Source organism: Bradyrhizobium sp. CCGUVB1N3 (genome assembly GCF_024199925.1).
Taxonomy (GTDB): Bacteria; Pseudomonadota; Alphaproteobacteria; order Rhizobiales; family Xanthobacteraceae; genus Bradyrhizobium.
The window spans coordinates 2,105,611-2,127,757 of the sequence record NZ_JANADR010000001.1 but is presented as its reverse complement, the minus strand read 5'-3'; the positions used below and the strand labels follow the sequence as shown (position 1 = coordinate 2,127,757).

The window sequence follows — 22,147 nt, the reverse complement described above, 5'->3', positions numbered from 1 at the left end:
GGCGAATATTGGCGGCTGCCGCCCTTCTATTGGCGATCGAACATGCCTATATTCCGGCGTCTTTTCCGAGAGGTAGGAATGTTTCGATTGATCCGTGCCACTGTTATTGCCGCAAGCTGCGTGACCCTTCTGGGTAGTCTCGATCCCGCCGTCGCGCAGGACCGTCGCGTCCCGTCGTCTCCGGCGGAGCTCAAGCTGTCCTATGCGCCGATCGTGCAGCGGGTGCAGCCGGCCGTGGTCAACGTCTATGCCGCCAAGGTGGTACAGAACCGCAATCCGCTGCTTGATGACCCGATCTTCCGCCGCTTCTTCGGCGTGCCGGGCCAGCAGCCCGAGCAGATGCAGCGCTCGCTCGGCTCCGGCGTCATCGTCGATCCCTCGGGCCTCGTCGTCACCAACGTCCACGTCATCGAGGGCGCCGACCAGGTGAAGGTGTCGCTCTCGGACAAGCGGGAGTTCGAGGCCGAGATTCTGCTGAAGGATTCCCGCACTGATCTGGCGGTGCTGCGCCTGAAGGACGCCAAGGAGAAATTCCCGACCCTCGACTTCACCAACTCGGATGAATTGATGGTCGGCGACGTCGTGCTGGCGATCGGCAACCCCTTCGGCGTCGGCCAGACCGTGACCCACGGCATCATCTCGGCACTCGCGCGCACGCAGGTCGGCATCACCGACTACCAGTTCTTCATCCAGACCGATGCGGCGATCAATCCCGGCAATTCCGGCGGTGCGCTGGTCGACATGAACGGCAAGCTCGCCGGTATCAACACGGCGATTTATTCGCGCTCCGGCGGCTCGCAGGGCATCGGCTTTGCGATCCCTGCCAACATGGTGCGCGTCGTCGTTGCCTCGGCCAAGAGCGGCGGCAAGGCGGTGAAGCGGCCGTGGCTCGGTGCGCGGCTCCAGACGGTGACGCCCGACATCGCGGAGAGTCTCGGCCTGCGCGCGCCGACCGGCGCGCTGGTCGCAAGCGTCGTGCCGAACGGGCCTGCGGCGAAAGCCGGCCTGAAATCCTCCGATCTGATCGTCGCGATCGACGGGCAGGCGATCGACGATCTCAATGCGTTCGACTACCGTCTCGCCACCCGTCCGCTCGGCGGTACCGCGCAGCTCGACGTGCAGCGCGCCGGCAAGCCGGTCAAGCTCACGGTGCAGCTCGAGACTGCTCCTGACACCGGCCGCAATGAGATCGTGATCACCGCGCGCTCGCCGTTCCAGGGCGCTAAAGTCTCGATCATCACGCCGGCGGTTGCCGACGAATTGCATCTCGATGCCGACACCGAAGGCGTCGTGATCACCGACATCGGCGACGGCACCACGGCCGCCGGCGTCGGCTTCCAGAAGGGCGACATCATCCTCTCGGTCAACAACCAGAAGATCGGCCAGACCAGCGATCTGGAGAAGCTGGCGGGCGCCTCCGCGCGGCTCTGGCGCATCACGCTGGTGCGCGGCGGCCAGCAGATCAACGTCACACTCGGCGGATGAGCGCGAAGCGACCACAGGAGACGCCAACGCTCTTTGCCGCGGCGGGGCTCGATCACGATGCCCCGCATCCGCTGCCGGACCGCCTGCGCCCGCGCGCGCTGTCGGAGGTTGTCGGCCAGGACCACATTCTCGGCCCCGACGGCGCGCTGACGCGTATGCTGGAGACGCGCACGCTCGGCTCGCTGGTGTTCTGGGGACCGCCCGGCACCGGCAAGACCACCGTGGCGCGGCTGCTCGCGGATGCGACCGACCTGCATTTCGAGCAGATTTCCGCGGTGTTCTCCGGCGTCGCCGACCTGAAAAAGGCTTTCGATGCCGCGCGCGCCCGCCGCGAGATGGGCAAGGGTACGCTGCTGTTCGTCGACGAGGTGCACCGCTTCAACCGCGCGCAGCAGGATTCCTTCCTGCCGGTGATGGAAGACGGCACGGTGGTGATGGTCGGCGCCACCACCGAAAATCCGTCCTTCGAGCTCAACGCGGCGTTGCTCTCGCGCGCACGCGTGCTGGTGTTCCATTCGCTCGACGCCGCCGCGATTGAAAAACTGTTCGCGCATGCCGAGGCGGTCGAGGGCAAGAAGCTGCCGCTGGATGCGGAGGCGCGTTCTGCGCTCGCACGCATGGCAGATGGCGATGGTCGCGCCGCATTGACGCTGGTCGAGGAAGTCTGGCGCTCGGCGCGGGCCGGCGAGATCTTCACCGCCGCGCAATTGCAGGACATTTTGCAGCGCCGTGCGCCGATCTACGACAAGTCCGCCGACGGCCACTACAATTTGATCTCGGCCTTGCATAAATCCGTGCGCGGCTCAGATCCCGATGCCGCGCTCTATTATCTGGCGCGCATGCTGGACGCCGGCGAGGACCCGCTGTTCCTGGCGCGGCGTGTGGTGCGGATGGCGGTCGAGGACATCGGCCTTGCCGATCCGCAGGCGCTCGTCATTGCGAATGCAGCGAAGGACGCCTTCGATTTTCTCGGCCATCCCGAGGGCGAGCTCGCGATCGCCCAGGCCGTCGTCTATCTCGCCACCGCGCCGAAATCGAACGCGGTCTACACCGCCTTCGGTGCGGCGATGCAGGCCGCAAAACAGGCCGGCTCGCTGCTGCCGCCGAAGCACATCCTCAACGCCCCGACCGGTTTGATGAAGTCGGAAGGCTATGGCGCAGCTTACGAATACGACCACGACGCGCCCGACGCCTTCTCCGGCCAGGACTACTTTCCGGAAGCCATGGGACGCCAGACCTTCTACGACCCGCCCGAGCGCGGCTTTGAGCGGGAGATCAGGAAGCGGCTGGACTATTGGGCGAAGCTGCGGAAGGAGCGGGGCGGGAAATAGACTTCTCAAAACTTGCGTCGGTATCCATATTTACTGTTTACGTAACTCGTAAATCATGCTACGCCTCATGCATGATCGTCGGCTACCGCGACAAGCGCACGGAGCGATTTGCCGCCGGCCAGCACGTCAGGGAATTTTCCGGATTTGCCCGGCAGGCCGAAACACGTCTCGATCGCCTTGACGCAGCAACAAGCGTGGCGGATTTGGCGGCATTGCCGGGCAACCGGCTCGAAGCCCTGAAAGGCGATCGCGCCGGACAGTTTTCGATCCGGATCAACGATCAATGGCGGATTTGCTTCAGTTGGCCGGAGGGATCGCCGGGTCCGGTCGATGTGGAGATCGTGGACTATCATTGAAGGAGGGCCTTATGCCCCGTACTCCCATTCATCCCGGCGAACATCTCGCCGAAGAATTGCGGGAGATCGGCGTCACCGCTGCGGAGCTGTCGCGCCAGATCGATGTGCCGGTGAACCGTGTGACGAGCATCATCAATGGTCAGCGCGGCATCACCGCCGATACCGCGCTGCGGTTGGGCCACTGGTTCGGCACCAGCCCGCAATTCTGGATGAACCTGCAGCAGCAATATGAGCTACGGCTGGCGGAAAAAGAGGTAGGGGCGCAGGTTGCTTCATTGCCGCGTCATGCCAGAGCGCAGTCGGTACGAAAGCTTGGAAAGACCGCATGAGCCGCCGCATCAAGAGAACCAATCCGAAGCCCCGCTCGCGCGACGAGCGCAAGGAGGCGCGTCCGTTCAAGGCGCGTAGCGCGCAGAAGGCAGGGCCGAGGCCGGGCGGCAAGCCGGGTTCGAAGCCGCCGCGTTTCGCTAGCGAGCGCGCCGAGCGGCGTGTGCCTGAGCCGACGACCGCAAAGCCCGTCGAGGCGCTGCTGCCGACCAAGGTGCAGACGGTCACCGTGACGGCCGACGAGAACAACATGCGCGTCGACCGCTTTCTGGAAGCGCGTTTCCCGGGGCTGTCGTTCTCCCACATTCAGCGCGTCGTGCGCAAAGGCGAGCTGCGCGTCGACGGCAAGCGCGTCGACAGCAAGGACCGGTTGGAGGAGGGGCAGAGCGTCCGAATTCCGCCGTTGAAGCTTGATGCGCCCAAACTGCCCGGAGCGCTCTCCGAAGCCGCCCAAAAGACGCTTCAGGCGCTCAAGGAGATGACGCTCTACGAGGACGACGACGTCCTCGTGCTGAACAAGCCGGCGGGGCTTGCCGTTCAAGGCGGCTCCGGCACCACGCGGCACATCGACCAGATGCTGGAGGTGATGCGCGACGCCAAGGGGCAGAAGCCCCGCCTGGTGCATCGCATCGACAAGGACACGTCGGGGTGCCTGTTGGTCGCGAAGACGCGCTTTGCCGCGACCCATCTCACCGGCGCCTTCCGCTCGCGCTCGGCGCGCAAGATCTATTGGGCGCTGGTGCCGGGGCTGCCAAAGCCGAAGCAGGGCCGCATCTCGACCTTCCTCGCCAAGGAGGAGAGCGAGGACGACACCATCATGCGCATCGCCCAACATGGCGATGAGGGCGCGAGCCACGCGGTGACCTACTACGCGGTGGTCGAGACCGCCGGCAACAAGCTGACCTGGGTGTCGCTGAAGCCGGTGACCGGGCGTACGCACCAGCTCCGCGCCCACATGGCCCATATCGGCCATCCCATCATCGGCGATCCCAAATATTTCAACATCGAGAACTGGGAATTGCCGGGTGGCCTGCAAAACCGGCTGCATCTGCTCGCGCGCCGCATCGTGATCCCGCACCCGCGCGGCGGGGTGATCGACGCCAGCGCCCCACTGCCGCAGCACATGCAGCAGTCCTGGAACCTGCTTGGCCTCGACGCAACAAGATTTGATCCGATCGAGAACGCGCCGGAAGAGTAATCGGGTTGTGAGACTGTCGGAGGCGCACGACATGTCCTCCATGAAGGCCACGCTATCCATCCTGGTGGTTCTGGCCGCGCTCGCGGCGGGGCAGGGCAGCTTCGCGCAGACGCTGGTGCCGGGCACCTCGCCGCTGTTGCCGCCGCCGCCCCCGCCGCCGCCGCCGCCGAAGATCGAGATACCGAAAGTCCCGCAGATCAATGCGAAGCCGAGCTACGATTACAGGCAGCCGCCACGGCCCTCATTCAGCGACCGCATCAGCAAATGCCTCGATGACGCTGCCGGGGCAGGCCTGAGCCCCGCCGATCGCGGCACCTATTCGGCCATGTGCGCGAACCGGTAGCCTGGTTGCTTCCTCAATGTCGTCCTGGCGAAAGCCAGGACCCATTGCCCCAGGATCTAATGAGGTGGTCGGTACTGGCCGCGATGTCCTTTCGATGGATCACGCGGTATGGGTCCTGGCTTTCGCCAGGACGACACCGACTACGAGGTAGACCGCGTCACTCGCGATGCTATCAGTTCCGAAACTGCTCCAGAAACATCCGCAGACTGTCATGCGGGCTCTCGACGTCGGTGATCAGCCAGCCTTCCGGTCCGTTGACCAGGATGAAGTTCAGCGTCACCCGGCGGCCGTTATTGTCGAACAGCGCCGCGACGTAGGTCTTGTCATATTGCTTGCGAAGCACCGAGATCGCCACCGGGCCGAGCGTCCAGCGCGGGCTCTGCACCAGGAAATCGTAGGGCTCGCTGCGCGGGCTGCTCCAGGCCTTGCGCAGGCTGGGATCGAAGAACTGGCGTGCGGTCGCGGCATCCCGCGGCAGGCCTTTCGAGAGCTCCGGCGCACCCCGCCCGTAATAGCCATAGACGTTGCGCACCAGCGATTCCGGCGAGCGGAAACCAGCCTCGGCGATGGCCGGCCAGAACCCGGCGAACAGGGTCAAAATGCCCGCGATTTCCCTCATGCCTGCCGCTCGCTTTATCGGCCGCCGGACTTACTTTAGAAGCCTAGCATCCAGGGATCAGGGTCGAAAACCGAATGCGCGAATTGTTTGACGAGGTTGCGGGCCAGTCCCGGCTCGATCCACAGGAGGCGGCGCGGGCTGCCTCCCGTGCGCCCCTGCGCAAGCGCTTCTATGCGGTGGCGGGCGCTGCGGAGGCCGAGGGCGGCTTTGCCATCACGCTCGACGGCAAGCCGATTAAGACGCCCTCCGGCCGCCAGGTCGTCATCCCAGCAAAGCTGCTTGCCGACGCGGTCGCCGCGGAATGGGCCGGCCAGGCGGAGACGATCGATCCCATGACCATGCCGCTGACCCGGCTCGCCAACAGCGTCGTCGAGGGCGTGGTCGACCGCGTCGATCTCGTGCGCGACAACCTCGCAAAATACTTCCAGTCCGACCTGTTGTTCTACCGCGCCGGCCATCCCGAGGGCCTGGTGGCGCGCGAGGCCGCGCATTGGGACCCCGTGCTGTTCTGGGCGGCCGAGACGCTTGGCGCGCATTTCATCCTGTCCGAGGGCATCATGCATGTCACCCAGCCGGAGCAGGCGATCGCGGTCGCGCGGGCGGCGCTGCCGAGCGATCCCTGGGCGGTGGCGGCACTGCACGTGATCACGACGCTGACGGGCTCGGCGCTGCTGGCCCTCGCACTGGCCCATCGGGCGCGCGACGCCGACCAGGTCTGGGCCGCCGCCCATGTCGACGAGGACTGGAACGCCGATCAGTGGGGCGTGGATGAGGAGGCGGCCGGCCGCCGCGCCGCCCGGCTGAAGGATTTTGCCGCAGCGGTGACCGTCCTCGAGGCCGTGAACGGGCTTCCGACCCAAGGTTCTTAACGAGAGGTTTACGACGGACGGCTAGGGTCGATCGCGTTCCGCGGGCCCTGAAAACATGCCGACGCCGATAAGCTCGATCGTTCCCGTCAGCGCCGCCACCTCCGTGGCCGATGCGGCGACGCCCGAGCTCGTGCTCCAGGCGGGCTCCGTCGTCGACGCCAAGGTCGTCAGCGTGACGGCCGACAATCTCGTGCGCATCGCGATCGCCAACCTCTCGATCGACGTGATGTCGGAGGTGGCGCTGTCGCCGGGCCAGAACCTCCAGCTTGCGGTGTCGCAGAACGATGGCACCGTGCGGCTCGCGATCGTCAACGGGGCAGGCGGGGCGGCGACCGATCAGGTCACGCTGACGCCAGGTGCGGTCGCGCTCACCGACGCTCCCACGCTTGTGCCGGCCGCGACCGCTGGGCGTAATCTCCTGACGCCGCTCGAGCAGATCGCCGTCTCCGTGGCCTCCACTGAGGCCGTGACCAGGCAGGGCAGCCAGGCGCCGCTGTTTGCCAATCTCGCCTCGGTCGTCACCGGCAGCGATCTGCCGGCCGGGCTGAAGCAGGCCGTGCTGGACGTGCTGGCGCAGCAGACACCGCTCAGTCCGCAGCTCGACGGTGGAGACATCGAGTCCGCGTTCCAGAAATCCGGGCTGTTCCTCGAGGCCTCGCTGGCGTCGGGCACAATGCCTACAAGCGGCAGCGTTCCTGATCTGAAGGCGGCGCTGCTGGTGTTGCGCCAGACGTTGGCGGCAACATCGGGCGCGCTTGAAACCTCCGTGCCGCAAGTGGCGGCACCGGCAACCGCGTTTCGTGCCGCATCCGCAGCCGTCGCGCAGGCCGTGACATCGTTCGAGCACATCGCAGGCGAAGCGCTCCAGGCGCTGCCGCTATCACCTGAAGCCAGCCCGGGCCAGACGCTGCAAGCGCCGCGCGGCGCCAACATCGCAGCCGCCGCGCTCGCCGAGGCGGTGACCGAAGGCGCGCTGCCGCGCGCCGTGTCCGCCGGCGTCGCGCTGAGCCTGCTTCAGGAAGCCGTGCAGGACTTGCCGCACGCGATGGGCGCCGCTTTCGCCGTGCCCAAAGCGGCGGCGCAGGACGCGCACAGCTTCGACGTCACGCTGCGCGCCGCCACCGCGCCGCCGCCATTCCGCGGTGCGCTGCCGTCGCCGCAGACGATCGCAACGGCCTCGCTCGCATCGGATGCACCGCTGAGCCAGACTGTGCACCGGCTGCTCGACGACACCGAAGCCGCGATCGCGCGGCAGACGCTGTTGCAGGTCGCTTCGCTCCCGGACCGCGTCGATGCCAGCGGCCATCGCGTCGATCCGTCCGTGCCGCAATGGGCGTTCGAAATTCCCTTCGCGACGCCGCAAGGCACCGCGATGGCGCAGTTCGAGATCTCGCGTGACGGTGGCGGCAGCGAGAACGATCCAGCAAAAAAAGCCTGGCGTGCGCGCTTCTCGCTCAACGTCGAGCCGGCCGGTCCCGTGCATGCGCTGATCACGCTCAATGGCGACAAGACCTTTGTGCGGATGTGGGCGGAACGCCCTGCCACCGCGCAGCAATTGCGCGACGGCGCCGGCGAGCTCAGCCAGGCGCTGGCCAAAGCCGATCTCAAGCCCGGTGATATCGTGATCCGCGACGGCACGCCGCCGCAGCCGCAACCGGCCCGCGCCGGGCATTTTCTGGATCGCGCGACATGAGCGAGGAGAGCAAGCTCGCCATTGCCCTGCACTACGAGAAGGGCAGCGGTGCGCCGCGGGTCGTCGCCAAGGGCAAGGGCACGATCGGCGCTAAGATCGTGGAACTGGCAAAGTCCCACGACATCCCGATCGAGGAGAACGAGGTGCTGGCCGGTGCGTTGTCCAAGGTCGAGCTCGGCGACGAGATACCGCCGGACCTCTACAAGGCCGTCGCCGAGGTGCTCGTGTTCGTGCTGCGGCTGTCAGGCCGGGTGCGTTAGACCGCGCCAAAACGCTGTCATCGTTTCACCACGAAATCGGCTGCACTGTCGCTGAGATCATTGACCGGATATCGCCTTTGCTGAACCGTCGCTCCACCCTCGGCCTTCTCGCAGCTAGCGCCATCCTGCCATCGCGCGCGCTCGCCAATGTCGCGCCGCCGCTCAGCGAAGTCCGCGACAGCCTCGCCAGGCGCTTTGCGGATGCGGGCACGGCCGGCACCTTCGTCGGCTACAAGGTCGACGACTACATGATCATCCTGAGCGACAAGGAACGCTCTGCCGAGCCGCGGCTGCCGGCCTCGACCTTCAAGATCCCGAACTCGCTGATCGCACTCGAAACCGGCGTGGTGCAGGACCCCGACAAGGATGTCTTCGCCTGGGACGGCGTGAAGCGCGACATCGAGGCCTGGAACAGGGATCACACGCTGCGCAGCGCCGTCGCGGTCAGCGCGGTGCCGGTCTATCAGGAGATCGCGCGTCGCATCGGGCAGGAGCGGATGCAGAATTATGTCGACCTCTTCGAATACGGCAATCGCGACATCGGTGGCGGCATCGACCAGTTCTGGCTGACCGGCAATTTGCGCATCGATCCCATGGACCAGATCGACTTCGTCGACCGGCTGCGGCGCCGCGCGCTGCCGATCTCGAAACGCAGCCAGGACCTCGTCTGCGATATCCTGCCGGTGACGAAAGTCGGCTCCTCCATCATCCGTGCCAAGTCCGGCCTCACGGGCAAGGAGCAGGGCTCGCTCGGCTGGATGGTCGGCTGGGCCGAGAAGGACGATGCGCGCACCGTGTTCGCGCTCAACATGGATTGTCGCGAGCCCCGCCACATCGCCGACCGCATGACGCTGACGCAAGCCTGCCTTGCCGATATCGGCGCAATTTGACGTAGCAACTCTGGTGTCTGTCGCGTCACTCAACTAGCATCCTTTCGGCCACATAACAAAAACCGGCCGGGAGGACTGCATGAATTCGACGCCGCTCTGGTTGTCGTCGCTGACGCTCGCAGCAGCCGGCGGCTGGTTCGCCGCTACGATGTTCGCAACCCCCGCCACCAGCAGGGAGCCGCGCTTCCCGCAGCTCACCATGGATCAGCTCGACGAGAAGCAGCGGCCGCTCGGCGAGCAGATCATGAAGGTGTCGAGCGTGGGCATCGGCGGTCCCTACAACCCGATAATCCGCAGTCCCGTGCTTGGCCAGCGCCTGTTCGACCTGTTCTACTATTTGCGCTGGGAGACCTCGGTCCCGGCCAGGCTGAACGAGTTCGCCATCCTCGTCATCGCGCGGCAGTGGCGTTCGCAGGTGGAATGGTTCGCGCACGCGCCGATCGCGGCCAAGGCGGGGCTTTCGCCCGCGCTCATCGCCGAGCTCAAGACCAACAAGCGGCCGGTGACGATGAGCGAGGAGGAGGCGGTGGTCTACGACTTCGTCACCGAGCTCACCACGACGAAGAAGGTCTCGGACGAGACCTATGCGCGGGCCAAGAAGGCCTTCAACGATCAGCAGATCGTCGATCTCACCGCGGTCGCCGGCAACTACGTGATGGTCGCGATGCTGCTTGCCATGGCGGAGGAGACGGTGCCGCCCGGCAAGGAAGAGCCGTTCAAGGTTGGTGAGCCGTAACGTCGGCGCCTGGGTTGGGTAGTGCCGTAGCAACCATTAAGACGACGTCCGATTGCCGGGAGGATGACGCCGTGCTCGTGGCCGTCAAGGCGTGGCCTGGCAGCGGCGGATGTGAGGCGAGGCCGGCACGACGGCCAGCCTTGACGGCCGCTGTGCGCGGCGTCATTTGCGAGGGCAGGTCGGGACGAAGAAACGGTGCTTCGGCCGAACAAAGAAACGCGATCAGGTGGCGGGCACGCTCGCGATTTTGGGCGGTTCGGCGAGCCACGGCGTTCCGCGTGCGACGACGGCGTTGATGACGACGAGCAGCTTCCTGGCACAGGCGATGAGCGCGCGCTTGTGGCCCTTGCCGGCGGCGATCAGCCGGTTGTACAGGGCCATGAGCTGCGGATTCCAGCGGAATGATGCCGGTAGAGCCGCGGTGTAGAGCGCCCGGCGCAAGCGTTCGCGCCCGCCTTCGATGTGACGGACGCCAACGTGATCGCCGCTGTCGTTGTCGTAAGGCGCAAGCCCGACGAGGGCTGCGGCTTGCTCGCGCGTGACCTGGCCAATCTCGGGCATCCTGATCAGGATGGAAACCGCAGTCGGAAGGCCGCTGCCGGCGACGCCGTAGATCAGATCGAGCCGTTCGGCGAGATCGCGATGCTTGCGGATCGCTGCCACCAGAGCCTTGAACTCGGCTCGTTTGTGCCTGGCCAAGAGAGCAATCTGCTCCTTCCAGAGCTTCTGGATACGCGCGTTGCGGCAGCTCTCCAACCGGTTTTTGAGCTTTGCAATATCCTCTCCGATCTGCTCGATCATTGTCAGATGCTCGGCAAAGGGCCCCAGCCGAGGATCCGGAGCGGGGTGGATCTTCTTGGCCGCGGCGGTGCAGGCTGCAATCAGCGCTGCATCGATCTTGTCATTCTTGGCCCGCTGCAGGTGGAACATGGCAAAGGCGCGCACCTGGACCGGCTGAAAGACCACGACGACAAAACGTTTGCGTCGCAGCTCGGCGACGACCGCCCGCTCATAGCCCCCGCTCGCCTCGATCCCGACCCGTTTGACCTTCCGGCGCTGCAACCATTCCACCAGCACCTTGTAGCCTTCCGGTGTGTTCTCGACCTGCAACGGCTCCGAACAGCCATCGACTGCCACGTCAAGTTTGCGCTTGCCGGTATCGATCCCGGCACAGATCGTGATACGCTTGGCCATCTTCCTCGACCCTCCCTTGTGATGCGAACCTGAAGTTCGTTCAACCATGCGGGTCCCGATGAAGTGCCGATCGCGATCTTGCTACGAAACGCAGCCCTCAAGGCTTCGGTGGGCATCGATCCGATCGATCGGCGGCCCAGCTCGGGTGGCCGCCCGGGCTGGGCCATTCCTCACGGAACCAGGCCATTGTAATCCGGCGCGCTAATACAAGGGTGGGCAAAGGCGCTCTTGCGCCGTGCCCACCATCTATCCGGTCATCGCGGCGTGAATGGTGGGCACGCTTCGCTTTGCCCAGCCTACAGGAGCCTCCTCGCAGCCGCAGGCGGGGAGAGGCGAAGAGGCCGCTACTCAGCCGTCTTCTTCGCCGCCAGCGCCTGGTCGATCGCGCAGCCGCCGATCTCGCTGATGGCGCGTGAGATCACGTCGCCGTTCTTGGCAAAGCCGTCCGACAGGATGTCGAACTGAGAGCGGGCAAGGCGGAGCATCACGATCGGCACGGCGACCGCGGTCTCGTTGAAGGTATCGACGGACTTGCGGAGCGCGTCGAGCTCGGCGGTTACATCTGCGACATGGGCTTCGGCGTTCTGCATCAGCTTTATCATCCGCGCGCGCTCCGCCTCGAATTGCGCACGCTCACTCGCATTGGTCGTGGTGATCTCCGCAAGCTGCGCGCGCAGCGCCTCGACCTCCCGCAACAGGCCGTCGGAGGTGACCTCGGCGACCTCGCGCAGCTCGGCATTGCGCGTGCTCGCTTCAAGCTGGCGGCGATAGAGCTGCTCGGCCGACATTGCCCGCTGTGACAGCGCTTCGATCGTGGCGGCGGCGCGCATCAGCATCTCGCCGTTGCGGCCCGAGACCATGCTGGCCATCCGCCGCAGGAAATCGACCGTTTCGTCACCGGTTTGGGGCGGCAGGGATACGACCGTGGCGGACATCGGTGATGCCTGGGAGCGGGGGCCAAGAACAGCCGAAGAAAACAGCAGAGCGCAATTGACCGCCGCCGTACCGACTGAAAGCTCACGCGAACCCATCGGCGCTGATCGTAGAATAGAAACAAGCCTGAATCGGCTGAATCGGTCAATCCGCCCGGAGGTCCAAATCGCGCGGAAACGCGCGGCCCGGGCCAGCCATTCACGCTTTCCCCATGCGTCCGATCCGCCCCAGATGGGTGAAGCCGAAGCCTGCCTGATATTTCAGCCCATAACCCAGCGCCCGGTCGATGCCGATATGGGCGAGCCAGATCATGGCGATGGAGAGCAGCAGCGGCCATTCCAGTGCAAAACCCGCTGTGAGCAGCGCCACCGGGACCATGTAGCTGTGCGCGGCATTGTAGACGATCGCGCCAAACCGGCTGTCGGCAAGGTATGCCAGGAAGCTCAGGTCGGGCGCGAGGAAGAGCAGGGCGAAGACCAGCCACGACCCGCCCCAGACCGCATAGAGCAGCACCATGCCGGCAAACAGCGTTAGCCCCTCCAGCCGGAGCAGAACCTTGATGCCTCCGGTCACCTCGCCGGTTGCTGTGACTGCATCGTCCATCTCTGTCTCCTGGGGCAGGCCCCTGTAATTCCTTGGGCTTTTTAGCCCGTCCGGGCGCGGCGGGCATGCGCAAAGCGGCTTTCCGGCCCGCAAAATGCCGTGTTAGAACCCGCAGCCAATCGCATCTTAAGAACTGGCGGGAGCAAATGAAACATATCCTGGACGCCCTTGAAGAACGTCGCGCCGGCGCCAAGCTCGGCGGCGGGGAGAAGCGCATCGAGGCGCAGCATGCCCGCGGCAAGCTGACGGCGCGCGAGCGCATCGAGCTGTTGCTCGACAAGGGATCGTTCGAGGAATTCGACATGTTCGTCGAGCACCGCTCCATCGAGTTCGGCATGGAGAAGAACAAGGTGCCGGGCGATGGCGTCGTCACCGGTTGGGGCACCGTCAACGGCCGCAAGACCTTCGTGTTCGCCAAGGATTTCACCGTGTTCGGCGGTTCGCTGTCGGAGACGCATGCGCTGAAGATCACAAAGCTTCAGGACATGGCGATGAAGGCGAGGGCGCCCATCATCGGCCTCTATGACGCCGGCGGGGCGCGCATCCAGGAGGGCGTCGCGGCGCTCGCGGGCTATTCCTACGTCTTCCGCCGCAACGTCATCGCCTCCGGCGTGATCCCGCAGATCTCCGTCATCATGGGCCCCTGCGCCGGCGGCGACGTCTATTCGCCGGCGATGACCGACTTCATCTTCATGGTGAAGAACACCAGCTACATGTTCGTCACCGGGCCAGACGTGGTGAAGACCGTGACCAACGAGGTGGTCACTGCGGAAGAGCTCGGCGGCGCCTCCGTGCACACCACGCGCTCCTCGATCTCCGACGGCGCGTTCGAGAACGACGTCGAGGCGATCTTGCAGATGCGCCGCCTGATCGACTTCCTGCCGTCGAACAACAGTGACGGCGTGCCGGAATGGCCGAGCTTCGATTCCATCGAGCGCATCGACATGTCGCTCGACACGCTGATCCCCGACAATCCGAACAAGCCCTACGACATGAAGGAGCTGGTGCTGAAGGTCGTGGACGAGGGCGACTTCTTCGAGATCTCGGAAGCCTTTGCCAAGAACATCATCACCGGCTTCGGCCGCATCGCCGGCCGCACCGTCGGCTTCGTCGCCAACCAGCCGATGGTGCTCGCCGGTGTGCTCGACAGCGATGCCTCACGGAAAGCGGCGCGCTTCGTCCGCTTCTGCGACGCCTTCAACATCCCGATCGTCACCTTCGTCGACGTGCCCGGCTTTTTGCCCGGCACCGCGCAGGAATATGGCGGCCTGATCAAGCACGGCGCAAAACTGCTGTTCGCCTACTCGCAGTGCACGGTGCCGCTGGTGACCATCATCACCCGCAAAGCCTATGGCGGCGCCTTCGACGTCATGGCGTCCAAGGAGATCGGCGCCGACATGAACTACGCCTGGCCGACCGCCCAGATCGCCGTTATGGGCGCCAAGGGCGCGGTCGAGATCATCTTCCGCAGCGACATCGGCGACCCCGACAAGATCGCCGCCCGCACCAAGGAATACGAGGACCGCTTCCTGTCGCCCTTCATTGCAGCAGAGCGCGGCTATATCGACGATGTCATCATGCCGCACTCGACGCGGCGGCGGATCGCGCGGGCGCTGGCGATGCTCAGGGACAAGAAGGTCGAAATGCCGGCGAAGAAGCACGACAATTTGCCGTTATAGGCGGAATGCGTAGGGTGGGTTAGGCGAAGCCGTAACCCACCGGCCAATCCAACAACGCGTCAAGGCTTCGGTGGGTTACGCTACGCTAACCCACCCTACGCACGACGGGCGCGATCTCGAATCCAATGACCGAAGACGATCCAACCGACGAGATTTCACAGATCGAAGCCCGGATCGAGGTGCTGGCCGAGATCGCGGAGCGATGCCGGAAATTCATTCTGGCTTCGAAGATAGCGATCGCGGGCGGCGCCGCATTGTTGCTCATTACGATCCTTGGTCTGATCGGATCGGGGCAGGTTGCACTCGGATCGATCGCCTTGGTCTTGGGCGGGATCGTGTCGCTCGGATCGAATATCAGCACGTTACGCCAGACAGATGACGCCATCGGAGCCGCCGAGGCGCTACGGGCGGAGTTGATCGGCCGGATCGATCTCCATGTGGTGCATGATGCGCCGATGAAGCTGATGTGAGGCGCTGCCACGTGCACGGTGCGTAGGGCGGGTTAGCGTCGGCGTAACCCGCCGTCTTTTCCGTGCGGCGGGTTACGGCTGCGCCCAACCCGTGGTACGTCACGGCCCAACATTGCGGTCGACGAGGTCGACATCTCTCCGGGGAAATCCAACCATGTCCACGCTTTTCGCCTTCCTCCATCACCTCTGCGCCTTCACGCTGGTCTCGGCCGTCGCGATCGAGTTCACGCTGATCCGGCAGGAGATCACGGCTGCCATCGCGCGGCGGCTCCAGGTCACCGATCTCGTGCTCGGCATTGCGGCAGGCGGGCTGTTCATTGTCGGACTGCTCCGCGTATTCTTCTTTGAGAAGGGCTGGGATTACTATTTTCACAGTCATGCCTTCCTGACCAAATTCGCGCTGTTCATCATCATCGGGCTGTTGTCGATCATTCCGACGCGCGAATTTCTGTCGTGGAATGCGGCGCTGAAGGCGGGGCAGGTGCCGGTGATCGATGCGAAGCGGAAGAGGCTGGTGACGTCGATCATCCATGGCGAGCTTGCCGCCATCGTCATCATCGTGCTCTGCGCGGCCATCATGGCGCGAGGAGGGTGGGTCTAGCGCATGGGGGGTGGCGGAGCCGTAACCCGCCATCCGCCTCTGGCCGCTTGCAATCGCCTTCCGTTGGCCTACCATGATTTGCGTGTCTACCTTGAAGGAGCGCAGCCATGGAACTCACCGTGGTGCCCATCATCAAGCCGGACGCCGCCAACTTCATCTTCGGCCAGTCGCATTTCATCAAGACCGTGGAAGACCTCCACGAAGCGCTGGTGGGCGCCGTCCCGGGTATCCGCTTCGGGCTGGCCTTTTGCGAGGCCTCCGGCAAGCGGCTGGTGCGTTGGTCGGGTAATGACGAAGCCTCACTCGCCCTGGCGCGCAACAACGCGTTGACCATCGGCGCCGGCCACACTTTCCTGATCTTCCTGGGCGACGGGTTCTTTCCCGTTAACGTGCTGGCTGCGGTGCGTGCTGTGCCGGAGGTCTGCCGTATCTACTGCGCAACGGCCAACCCGACCGAGGTGATCGTTGCGCAAACGGAGCTGGGCCGCGGCGTGCTCGGCGTCGTGGATGGCGCCTCACCGCTGGGTGTCGAAACCGACGCGGACATTGCGTGGCGGAAAGACCTGCTGCGAAAGATCGGCTACAAGCTGTAGTGGCTGGATGCAGCCGAAATGACGGGTTTGCATCGACATATCGTCGAACCCACAAGCGTGAGGCGCGGCACGTTAACCACCGGCGCTCTCAGCTCCAGACCCGAGGAGCAACAACATGAAGCAAGACATCCCCGAAGAATTTTCCACCGGCTTGATGGATTGGAATAGCGTTGTGATCACGAGCAGCACGATGCCGCCCCGCGATCCTGATGACGATGAAGAGGATGATGACGAGGACGAGGAGGGAGAAGAGGAGGAGGACGACGACGAACCGGCGGAGGTACGCGAGCCGGACGAAGACTAGAAAAGTTGATGGCAGTGGCGTACACTGTCTCCCATGAGTTGGGATGCGAAAGACGTAGCGCTGCTCAAAAAGCTCTGGGTCCAAGGACAGAGTGCCGCGCAGATCGCGCGCCGTCTCGGGTGTAGCCGTAACGCGGTCTGCGGCAGGCTAACTCGCTTGGGCCTGAAGCGTGGCCACAAGCCGCCGACAGCAAAACCCCAGATAAGGTCGGTCCGGAAGCAGGAGCCGGCGTTGTTGGTTGCCTGTGTCCAGCCGGCAGCCAAGAAGGTGTCGCGGAAGATAACAGACAAGCAGCCCAAGGAATTCAGCAAGCGCCAGCTTTACGCCATGCTGGCGGAAGCGGTGAGGAATACGGGCTAGCGGCCCGCCGCTGCGGCGCGACCTCGATAGCGGACACCAACAACACCGCCAAGCGGCCTGGGCCTGTCAGCCCTGCGACATGCGCGTCCTCCGAGCGCCGATACCGTGCTAGGTTCGAACGCGGCAGGGAGCACCTGCTTCCTGCTTCATACCGAACGGGAGAACGACATGCCTGAGAGCATCTACAAGGTCATAGAACTGATCGGTACCAGCTCCGACTCCTGGGAAAAGGCCGCCAGCAATGCGGTCGAGCAAGCGGCAAAATCTCTACGGGAGCTTCGTGTCGCTGAGGTCGTCAAACTCGATATGCAGCTGGACGCGAAGGGAAAAGTAGAAGCCTATCGCGCCAAACTCAACGTGTCGTTCAAGTTCGAGGGCAGCTGAGCTCAAGCAAGCCTCGCCCTGCCTGACAGGGGTGAGGGAGACCTTGCGCGTACGAAAGCACCTGCGCGGCACACTCTGTTCACCTGCGCGGCACTCTGTTCAAGGCCATTGGAGTGCATAGGGCGGGTTAGTGAAGCGTAACCCGCCCCTTTTATCGCAGGCACACTGGCGGACTACGCTTCGCTAATCCGCCCTACGAAGCCGGCGGTACTTACGCCGCCTTGTTCTGCCGTTTCATGACTTCAGCCGCGCGCTTCTTCAGCTCAGCCGGCGATACGTCCTCGATGTGGGTGCCGATGTGCCAGCGGTTGCCGGCCGGATCCTTTACGCCGCCGCTGCGGTCGCCATAGAATTGGTCCGTTGGCTCCGTCAATGACGTGCCGCCAGCCTTGATGGCCTTCTGATAGACCGCATCGACGTTGGGCACGTAGAGATACAGCATCGTGGACGTTGCCTGTGCTTGCTCCGAGGCGTCGGCAATCATCACAATGGAACTTCCTATTTTGAACTCCGCATGCATGACCTTGCCGTCGGGCCGCATCATCGGCTCGAACAAGGGCTGGGCGCCGAAGGCGTCCTTCATGAAGCGGATGATCTTCTCCGCGCCGTCGACGACGAGATAGGGCGTGACGGTGTGGTATCCTTCGGGAACCGGCTTCACCTGTGTTGCCATGGCTGTCTCCTCTGATCTGCTGGATTGATCCATGCAGGACGGCCCCACGCACCCCGTTCTTGTTCGGAATGTTCGATCCCTTCTTTGAGGAAAGTATGACGGCCGTTGTGCCATCCCGGCCGTGCGCGGGCGTGTCAGCTTCGGGCGATCTACCTGAATGCAAGGTTCAGCCTGAGTTCATTTCCTCGGCGCGAAACTTCCTCCGCATCATTCAACGCTGATTGAAGAGGACGACATCATGGAACGCCGGGATTTTCTGAAGCTCGCATTCGGTGTAGCGGCCGGTGCCGCTGCATTGACGGCGGCCGCGCAGGCCGCGCCGCTGGCACCACAGCCCATCGAAGGCCCGGCCAACCTGCCGCGCGGCAATCCCGAGGTCCATCCTGCAGTCACCAGCAGCGAGGAGGTCGGCCAGCTCAAGCCTGAGCAGGTGCGTTGGCACGGCGGCGGCCATCACTGGGGCTGGCATCATCACCGCCATTGGGGCTGGCGCCGCCGTCACTGGGGTTGGCATCATCGTCACAGGGGCTGGCGGCATCGCTGGCACCGCCGCCACTGGCGTCACTGGTAGGGCGTGCAGCAAGCCGCCAGTCGAATCAGAAAGGGGATCGCGGTGGCGATCCCCTTTTTCATGCCTGCGATATTGGCAGGCGTTCAAAAAGAAAATGGCCGTGGCAGGTGCCGCGGCCATTTTGCAATGCAAGATAAAATCAGACCGGGCGGCAGCGGCCGGCCCACCAGCGGAAGCCCCACGGACAGACGCGCGGGCGGGCGACGACGACCGGGGCGACCACGACCGGCGCCGGCGCCACCACAACCGCACCGCCCATCGGGCGGCAGCCGCCGTAGGGGCCGCGATACCAGCCGGGCCCGCAACCGCCGGCGGCGCTGGCTGCTTCGCTGAAACCTGCAACGGCGCCGGCGAGCAAGACGGCGGCAAAAAGATATTTCATCTGGGCTCCCTCTCTGGTCCTTGGGTCACGCGCTTGCGGCGCACAATGAATTAAAAGGTACGACTCGGCATGTTAAATTTTGGCGACATGCCGAAGCGGTGCGATCCAAAATGGCAATCGTGACCTGAATGCGGCATGAATGCCCCCGTTCATGCTGCTTAAAGCGACAAGGAGGGTTGTGCTCGACAGTGCCGGTAGCTCGCTCGATGAGCTCGTCGAGCGGGCGGCGACCTATGTGCGCGGCACGGTCTATGAGTAGGTGGCCTACTCGTGCCCGTTGCCGAACAGCGCGGCAAACTGCTTCTCGCCGGTGCGGGTGAAATTCACCACGCGGCTGCCGGGGGTCGTATCGCGCGCCGCCCATTTCAATTCGGTGAAGCGCTTCATCATGGCCGCGCCCAGCGTGCCGGCGAGATGATGTCGCCGCTCGCTCCAGTCCAGGCACGCCTTGCAGACCGGCCGCCGCGGATGGGCGAGCATGTCTGGCGAGATCTGCAAATGTCTTGCGAGAAAGCGTTCGCCCTCGGCCGTGAGCTCGATGTCCTGCTTCTTTTGCCTCACCAGGCGCCGCTCGCGTAAGGAGTCGAGCATCTGCACGCCGAGATCGCCGGCGAGATGGTCGTAGCAGATCCGCGCCCGCCGCAGCGCCGGATCCTTTGGCCCGGTGCGTACGCGCATATGGCCGGCGCGGGCGGCAAGTCCCGCAAGCCCTTCAAGCACGCCGGCGACATCGGGGTCGGTGAGGCGGTAGTAGCGGTGCCGGCCCTGCTTCTCCGGCTCGATCAGCCCGCCGGCCTCGAGCTTTGAAAGATGCGAGCTCGCGGTCTGCGGCGTGATCCCGGCCTCCTGCGCAAGCTCGCTTGCAGTGAGCGCGCGGCCGTTCATCAGCGCTGTCAGCATATTGGCGCGGGCCGGGTCGCCGACGAGCGAGGCGACCATGGCGATGTCCGGTCCTGCTTTCATGCTTCGATGATAGCCGAAGCATTGCGGTCGGGCAAGGGCGTACGGTGCCGCCACAAACGCGTCATTGCGAGCGCAGCAATCCACGAACGTCGATCCTCACCCTGAGGAGCGCGCCCTTTTGCGCGCGTCTCGAACGGCGAGGCCACCGGTGGGGCCTTCATCCATCGAGACGCTTGCTGCGCAAGCTCCTCAGGATGAGGGATGGGCAGTCTGGATTGCTTCGTCGCTTCGCTTCGCTCGCAATGACGATGTGGGAACTTCAGGAGCAATTCATGTCCATCACCGTCTTCATCCGCTATCAGCTCGATCCCTTCAAGCGTGCGCAGTTCGAGGAGTATTCGAAGCGCTGGCTCACCATCATCCCGAAATGCGGTGGCGATCTGATCGGCTACTTCATGCCGCATGAGGGAACCAACAACATCGCCTTTGCGCTGATCGCCTTCGAAAGCCTGGCGGCCTACGAGGCCTATCGCGCGCGGCTGCGCCAGGACGCCGAGGGGATGGCGAACTTCCATTTTGCCGAGGAGAACAGGTTTATCCTCGCGGAGGAGCGGACGTTCTTGCGCAAGGTGGTATTGTAGGCGCAAACCAAAACAAGGGAGGCGCCCATGATCGCCGTGATCTTCGAGGTCTGGCCGAAGCCGGAGCACCGGCAGCACTATTTCGATCTCGCGGCCGATCTGAAGCCGATCCTCCAGACCATTGACGGCTTCGTCTCGGTCGAGCGCTTCGAAAGCCTGACCGAAAAGGGCAAGATCCTGTCGGTCTCGTTCTGGCGTGACGAGGCGGCCGTGGAGGCCTGGCGCAAGACCATGGAGCATCGCCGCGCGCAGGCCAAAGGCCGCGGAAACTTCTTTGCCGATTATCGCCTGCGGATTGCCAGCGTCATCCGAGATTACGGCATGCAGAATCGCGATGAGGCGCCGAGGGACAGCCGCGCCGTGCACGACGCGCACTAGCGTATGCCCCGGGCGCGCACTGGCGCTGTACCGGGCGCGTGCCTATGTCTGCGCGGCCAACAAGGGAGAGAAACATGCACGTCACGACTGCGGACAAGCGCGCGACATTCCGGAAGATGCACGAGAGCGGCTGCTTCATCCTGCCCAATCCGTTCGATGTCGGCAGTGCCAAGGCCTTGCAGCATCTCGGCTTCAAGGCGATCGCCTCCTCGAGCGCCGGCTTTGCCTGGACCATCGGGCGCGCCGACAACCGCGTCACCGTGGAAGATGTCTGTCAGCATCTGGCAGCATTGTGCTCGGCGGTCGACATTCCCGTGAACGCGGATTTCGAGGGCGGCTTCGCGGTCGAGCCGGACAAGGTCGCGGAAAATGTCGAACGCGGTGTGCGGACCGGCGTTGCCGGGCTTTCGATCGAGGATTCCACCGGCGACAAGGACAAGCCGCTGTACGATCGCGCGCTTGCGGTCGAGCGCATCAAGGCCGCGCGCAAGGCGGTCGGTGACAGCGGCACGCTGCTGGTTGGTCGCTGCGAGGCCTATCTGTGGGGCGTGAGCGACCTCAAGCTCGTCATCGACCGGCTCACAGCCTACGCCGACGCCGGTGCCGATTGTCTCTATGCGCCGGGCCTGAAGACGCGCGAAGACATCGCTGCCGTCGTGAAGGCGGTGCATCCAAGGCCGTTCAATCTCCTGATCGGCGCCTCCGGCCTGTCGCTGCAGGAGGCCGCCGATCTCGGCGTGCGCAGGATCAGCGTCGGCGGCTCGCTCGCCCGCGTCGCCTGGGGCGGTTTCATGCGCGCGGCGAAGGAGATGGCGGAGAAGGGCACGTTTGCCGAACTCGGGAGCGGCTATCCCGGCGGCGAGCTCAACAAGATGTTCGGCTGACGCATGACAAAAGCGGCGGGACGTTATCGTCCCGCCGCTTTCGTTTTTCAGGAGCGTTACTGCGCCTTGCCGGCGTCAGACGGCGCGTTCGGAGACGGGGCTGGCGAAGCCGGCTGGCTCGGCGCGGCGCCGGTGGTCACGCCCGGCGAAGCGTTGCCCTTCGGCGTCACGTCGCGCATGCCGGGAGGCGCGGCCGGATTTGCCGGTGCCGTCTGCGCGGTCTTCGCCGGCGGCTCGGTCGAGGCCTGGTTCACGCTGGTGTTGTTCAAGCCGTAGAACACTGCGCCGAGCACCAGCGCGATCGCGACCGCAAACAGCGCGATCTTGCCGCTGGAGGCGGGGCCTTCGCCGAGCTCGGGATCTGCCTGAAGGTCGGCATCCCGCCGCGCCGCGCGGAGATACTCATCCTCGCCGATGGGGCGATAGGGGTCATTCGGAAAACGGTCGTCGGCCATCGCTTGATCTCCTCGAATGGACTGGCAAGACA

General features: G+C 64.6%; 30 protein-coding genes. 22 read left to right on the top strand and 8 right to left on the bottom strand.

Annotated elements, in window-relative coordinates; translation table 11 throughout:
* Positions 1 to 78: 78 nt before the first annotated feature.
* The 6 genes from NLM33_RS10140 to NLM33_RS10115 all read left to right on the top strand — a co-directional run bounded on the left by NLM33_RS10140 (position 79) and on the right by NLM33_RS10115 (position 5,040).
* Positions 79 to 1,485, top strand: a complete 1,407-nt coding sequence (locus NLM33_RS10140) for a DegQ family serine endoprotease (RefSeq protein WP_254095924.1) — start codon at positions 79 to 81, stop codon at positions 1,483 to 1,485.
* Positions 1,482 to 2,816 (top strand): replication-associated recombination protein A, encoded by a 1,335-nt coding sequence (locus tag NLM33_RS10135; RefSeq protein WP_254095923.1) that lies wholly within the window; start codon positions 1,482 to 1,484, stop codon positions 2,814 to 2,816. Before NLM33_RS10140 ends, NLM33_RS10135 begins: the two co-directional genes overlap by 4 nt.
* Positions 2,817 to 2,887: 71 nt before the next feature.
* On the top strand, positions 2,888 to 3,172 hold the full coding sequence (locus NLM33_RS10130; protein WP_254095922.1) for a type II toxin-antitoxin system RelE/ParE family toxin: 285 nt from the start codon (positions 2,888 to 2,890) through the stop codon (positions 3,170 to 3,172).
* An 11-nt stretch (positions 3,173 to 3,183) separates the two neighbouring features.
* Positions 3,184 to 3,501, top strand: coding sequence for a HigA family addiction module antitoxin (locus tag NLM33_RS10125; protein WP_254105720.1), 318 nt, complete (start codon positions 3,184 to 3,186; stop codon positions 3,499 to 3,501).
* Positions 3,498 to 4,697, top strand: coding sequence for an RluA family pseudouridine synthase (locus NLM33_RS10120; protein ID WP_254095921.1), 1,200 nt, complete (start codon positions 3,498 to 3,500; stop codon positions 4,695 to 4,697). The genes NLM33_RS10125 and NLM33_RS10120 overlap by 4 nt, the downstream gene beginning before the upstream one ends.
* Positions 4,698 to 4,728: 31 nt before the next feature.
* On the top strand, positions 4,729 to 5,040 hold the full coding sequence (locus tag NLM33_RS10115; RefSeq protein ID WP_254095920.1) for a hypothetical protein: 312 nt from the start codon (positions 4,729 to 4,731) through the stop codon (positions 5,038 to 5,040).
* 172 nt (positions 5,041 to 5,212) lie between these two features.
* On the opposite strand, the gene NLM33_RS10110 is transcribed toward NLM33_RS10115, so the two are convergent.
* The gene (locus NLM33_RS10110; protein ID WP_254095919.1) at positions 5,213 to 5,659 is read right to left on the bottom strand and encodes a hypothetical protein; all 447 of its coding nucleotides are present in this window, start codon (positions 5,657 to 5,659) and stop codon (positions 5,213 to 5,215) included.
* Between the two features lie 74 nt (positions 5,660 to 5,733).
* On the opposite strand from NLM33_RS10110, the gene NLM33_RS10105 reads away from it, so the two are divergent.
* The 5 genes from NLM33_RS10105 to NLM33_RS10085 all read left to right on the top strand — a co-directional run bounded on the left by NLM33_RS10105 (position 5,734) and on the right by NLM33_RS10085 (position 10,107).
* The gene (locus tag NLM33_RS10105; RefSeq protein WP_254095918.1) at positions 5,734 to 6,528 is read left to right on the top strand and encodes an ATP12 family chaperone protein; all 795 of its coding nucleotides are present in this window, start codon (positions 5,734 to 5,736) and stop codon (positions 6,526 to 6,528) included.
* 55 nt (positions 6,529 to 6,583) lie between these two features.
* Positions 6,584 to 8,221, top strand: a complete 1,638-nt coding sequence (locus NLM33_RS10100) for a flagellar hook-length control protein FliK (protein WP_254095917.1) — start codon at positions 6,584 to 6,586, stop codon at positions 8,219 to 8,221.
* Positions 8,218 to 8,481 (top strand): EscU/YscU/HrcU family type III secretion system export apparatus switch protein, encoded by a 264-nt coding sequence (locus tag NLM33_RS10095; RefSeq protein ID WP_254095916.1) that lies wholly within the window; start codon positions 8,218 to 8,220, stop codon positions 8,479 to 8,481. Before NLM33_RS10100 ends, NLM33_RS10095 begins: the two co-directional genes overlap by 4 nt.
* Positions 8,482 to 8,558: 77 nt before the next feature.
* Positions 8,559 to 9,371, top strand: coding sequence for a class D beta-lactamase (gene blaOXA / locus NLM33_RS10090; RefSeq protein ID WP_254095915.1), 813 nt, complete (start codon positions 8,559 to 8,561; stop codon positions 9,369 to 9,371).
* A gap of 79 nt (positions 9,372 to 9,450) precedes the next feature.
* Positions 9,451 to 10,107: a carboxymuconolactone decarboxylase family protein gene (locus tag NLM33_RS10085; protein ID WP_254095914.1), complete on the top strand. Its 657-nt coding sequence runs from the start codon at positions 9,451 to 9,453 to the stop codon at positions 10,105 to 10,107.
* A 222-nt stretch (positions 10,108 to 10,329) separates the two neighbouring features.
* On the opposite strand, the gene NLM33_RS10080 is transcribed toward NLM33_RS10085, so the two are convergent.
* The 3 genes from NLM33_RS10080 to NLM33_RS10070 form a co-directional block, all read right to left on the bottom strand.
* The gene (locus tag NLM33_RS10080; protein ID WP_254095913.1) at positions 10,330 to 11,301 is read right to left on the bottom strand and encodes an IS110 family transposase; all 972 of its coding nucleotides are present in this window, start codon (positions 11,299 to 11,301) and stop codon (positions 10,330 to 10,332) included.
* 344 nt (positions 11,302 to 11,645) lie between these two features.
* Positions 11,646 to 12,236: a hypothetical protein gene (locus tag NLM33_RS10075; protein WP_254095912.1), complete on the bottom strand. Its 591-nt coding sequence runs from the start codon at positions 12,234 to 12,236 to the stop codon at positions 11,646 to 11,648.
* 196 nt (positions 12,237 to 12,432) lie between these two features.
* A complete protein-coding gene (locus NLM33_RS10070) occupies positions 12,433 to 12,837 on the bottom strand; it encodes a DUF4260 domain-containing protein (protein WP_254095911.1) in 405 nt (134 codons plus the stop codon).
* A gap of 146 nt (positions 12,838 to 12,983) precedes the next feature.
* On the opposite strand from NLM33_RS10070, the gene NLM33_RS10065 reads away from it, so the two are divergent.
* The 7 genes from NLM33_RS10065 to NLM33_RS10035 all read left to right on the top strand — a co-directional run bounded on the left by NLM33_RS10065 (position 12,984) and on the right by NLM33_RS10035 (position 17,228).
* Positions 12,984 to 14,516 carry an acyl-CoA carboxylase subunit beta gene (locus NLM33_RS10065; protein ID WP_254095910.1) on the top strand — a complete coding sequence of 511 codons (1,533 nt, stop codon included), beginning with the start codon at positions 12,984 to 12,986 and terminating at the stop codon, positions 14,514 to 14,516.
* Between the two features lie 125 nt (positions 14,517 to 14,641).
* On the top strand, positions 14,642 to 14,986 hold the full coding sequence (locus NLM33_RS10060; RefSeq protein WP_254095909.1) for a hypothetical protein: 345 nt from the start codon (positions 14,642 to 14,644) through the stop codon (positions 14,984 to 14,986).
* Positions 14,987 to 15,140: 154 nt separating this feature from the next.
* The gene (locus NLM33_RS10055; protein ID WP_254095908.1) at positions 15,141 to 15,587 is read left to right on the top strand and encodes a DUF2214 family protein; all 447 of its coding nucleotides are present in this window, start codon (positions 15,141 to 15,143) and stop codon (positions 15,585 to 15,587) included.
* Positions 15,588 to 15,694: 107 nt separating this feature from the next.
* On the top strand, positions 15,695 to 16,180 hold the full coding sequence (locus tag NLM33_RS10050) for an adenosine-specific kinase (RefSeq protein WP_254095907.1): 486 nt from the start codon (positions 15,695 to 15,697) through the stop codon (positions 16,178 to 16,180).
* Positions 16,181 to 16,295: 115 nt separating this feature from the next.
* A complete protein-coding gene (locus tag NLM33_RS10045) occupies positions 16,296 to 16,484 on the top strand; it encodes a hypothetical protein (protein ID WP_254095906.1) in 189 nt (62 codons plus the stop codon).
* Positions 16,485 to 16,517: 33 nt separating this feature from the next.
* Positions 16,518 to 16,844 carry a GcrA family cell cycle regulator gene (locus NLM33_RS10040; RefSeq protein ID WP_254095905.1) on the top strand — a complete coding sequence of 109 codons (327 nt, stop codon included), beginning with the start codon at positions 16,518 to 16,520 and terminating at the stop codon, positions 16,842 to 16,844.
* 168 nt (positions 16,845 to 17,012) lie between these two features.
* The gene (locus tag NLM33_RS10035) at positions 17,013 to 17,228 is read left to right on the top strand and encodes a dodecin family protein (protein WP_254095904.1); all 216 of its coding nucleotides are present in this window, start codon (positions 17,013 to 17,015) and stop codon (positions 17,226 to 17,228) included.
* Between the two features lie 211 nt (positions 17,229 to 17,439).
* Here NLM33_RS10035 and NLM33_RS10030 read toward each other — a convergent pair whose 3' ends face one another.
* On the bottom strand, positions 17,440 to 17,901 hold the full coding sequence (locus NLM33_RS10030; protein ID WP_254095903.1) for a glyoxalase/bleomycin resistance/extradiol dioxygenase family protein: 462 nt from the start codon (positions 17,899 to 17,901) through the stop codon (positions 17,440 to 17,442).
* Positions 17,902 to 18,139: 238 nt separating this feature from the next.
* Between NLM33_RS10030 and NLM33_RS10025 the strand changes: the two genes are divergently transcribed.
* The gene (locus NLM33_RS10025; protein WP_254095902.1) at positions 18,140 to 18,472 is read left to right on the top strand and encodes a twin-arginine translocation signal domain-containing protein; all 333 of its coding nucleotides are present in this window, start codon (positions 18,140 to 18,142) and stop codon (positions 18,470 to 18,472) included.
* A gap of 139 nt (positions 18,473 to 18,611) precedes the next feature.
* Here the strand turns inward: NLM33_RS10025 and NLM33_RS10020 are convergent, their stop codons facing one another.
* Both NLM33_RS10020 and NLM33_RS10015 read right to left on the bottom strand, forming a co-directional pair.
* A complete protein-coding gene (locus NLM33_RS10020; protein WP_027525999.1) occupies positions 18,612 to 18,854 on the bottom strand; it encodes a GCG_CRPN prefix-to-repeats domain-containing protein in 243 nt (80 codons plus the stop codon).
* A gap of 264 nt (positions 18,855 to 19,118) precedes the next feature.
* Positions 19,119 to 19,817, bottom strand: a complete 699-nt coding sequence (locus tag NLM33_RS10015; RefSeq protein ID WP_254095901.1) for a winged helix-turn-helix domain-containing protein — start codon at positions 19,815 to 19,817, stop codon at positions 19,119 to 19,121.
* Between the two features lie 272 nt (positions 19,818 to 20,089).
* On the opposite strand from NLM33_RS10015, the gene NLM33_RS10010 reads away from it, so the two are divergent.
* The 3 genes from NLM33_RS10010 to NLM33_RS10000 all read left to right on the top strand — a co-directional run bounded on the left by NLM33_RS10010 (position 20,090) and on the right by NLM33_RS10000 (position 21,660).
* Entirely contained in the window at positions 20,090 to 20,398 is a 309-nt protein-coding gene (locus NLM33_RS10010) for an NIPSNAP family protein (RefSeq protein WP_254095900.1), read from the top strand.
* 27 nt (positions 20,399 to 20,425) lie between these two features.
* Positions 20,426 to 20,776 (top strand): antibiotic biosynthesis monooxygenase, encoded by a 351-nt coding sequence (locus NLM33_RS10005; protein ID WP_254095899.1) that lies wholly within the window; start codon positions 20,426 to 20,428, stop codon positions 20,774 to 20,776.
* A gap of 74 nt (positions 20,777 to 20,850) precedes the next feature.
* Positions 20,851 to 21,660, top strand: coding sequence for an oxaloacetate decarboxylase (locus NLM33_RS10000; RefSeq protein ID WP_254095898.1), 810 nt, complete (start codon positions 20,851 to 20,853; stop codon positions 21,658 to 21,660).
* A gap of 56 nt (positions 21,661 to 21,716) precedes the next feature.
* On the opposite strand, the gene NLM33_RS09995 is transcribed toward NLM33_RS10000, so the two are convergent.
* Positions 21,717 to 22,115: a hypothetical protein gene (locus tag NLM33_RS09995; RefSeq protein ID WP_027525994.1), complete on the bottom strand. Its 399-nt coding sequence runs from the start codon at positions 22,113 to 22,115 to the stop codon at positions 21,717 to 21,719.
* Between the last annotated feature and the right edge of the window lie 32 nt (positions 22,116 to 22,147).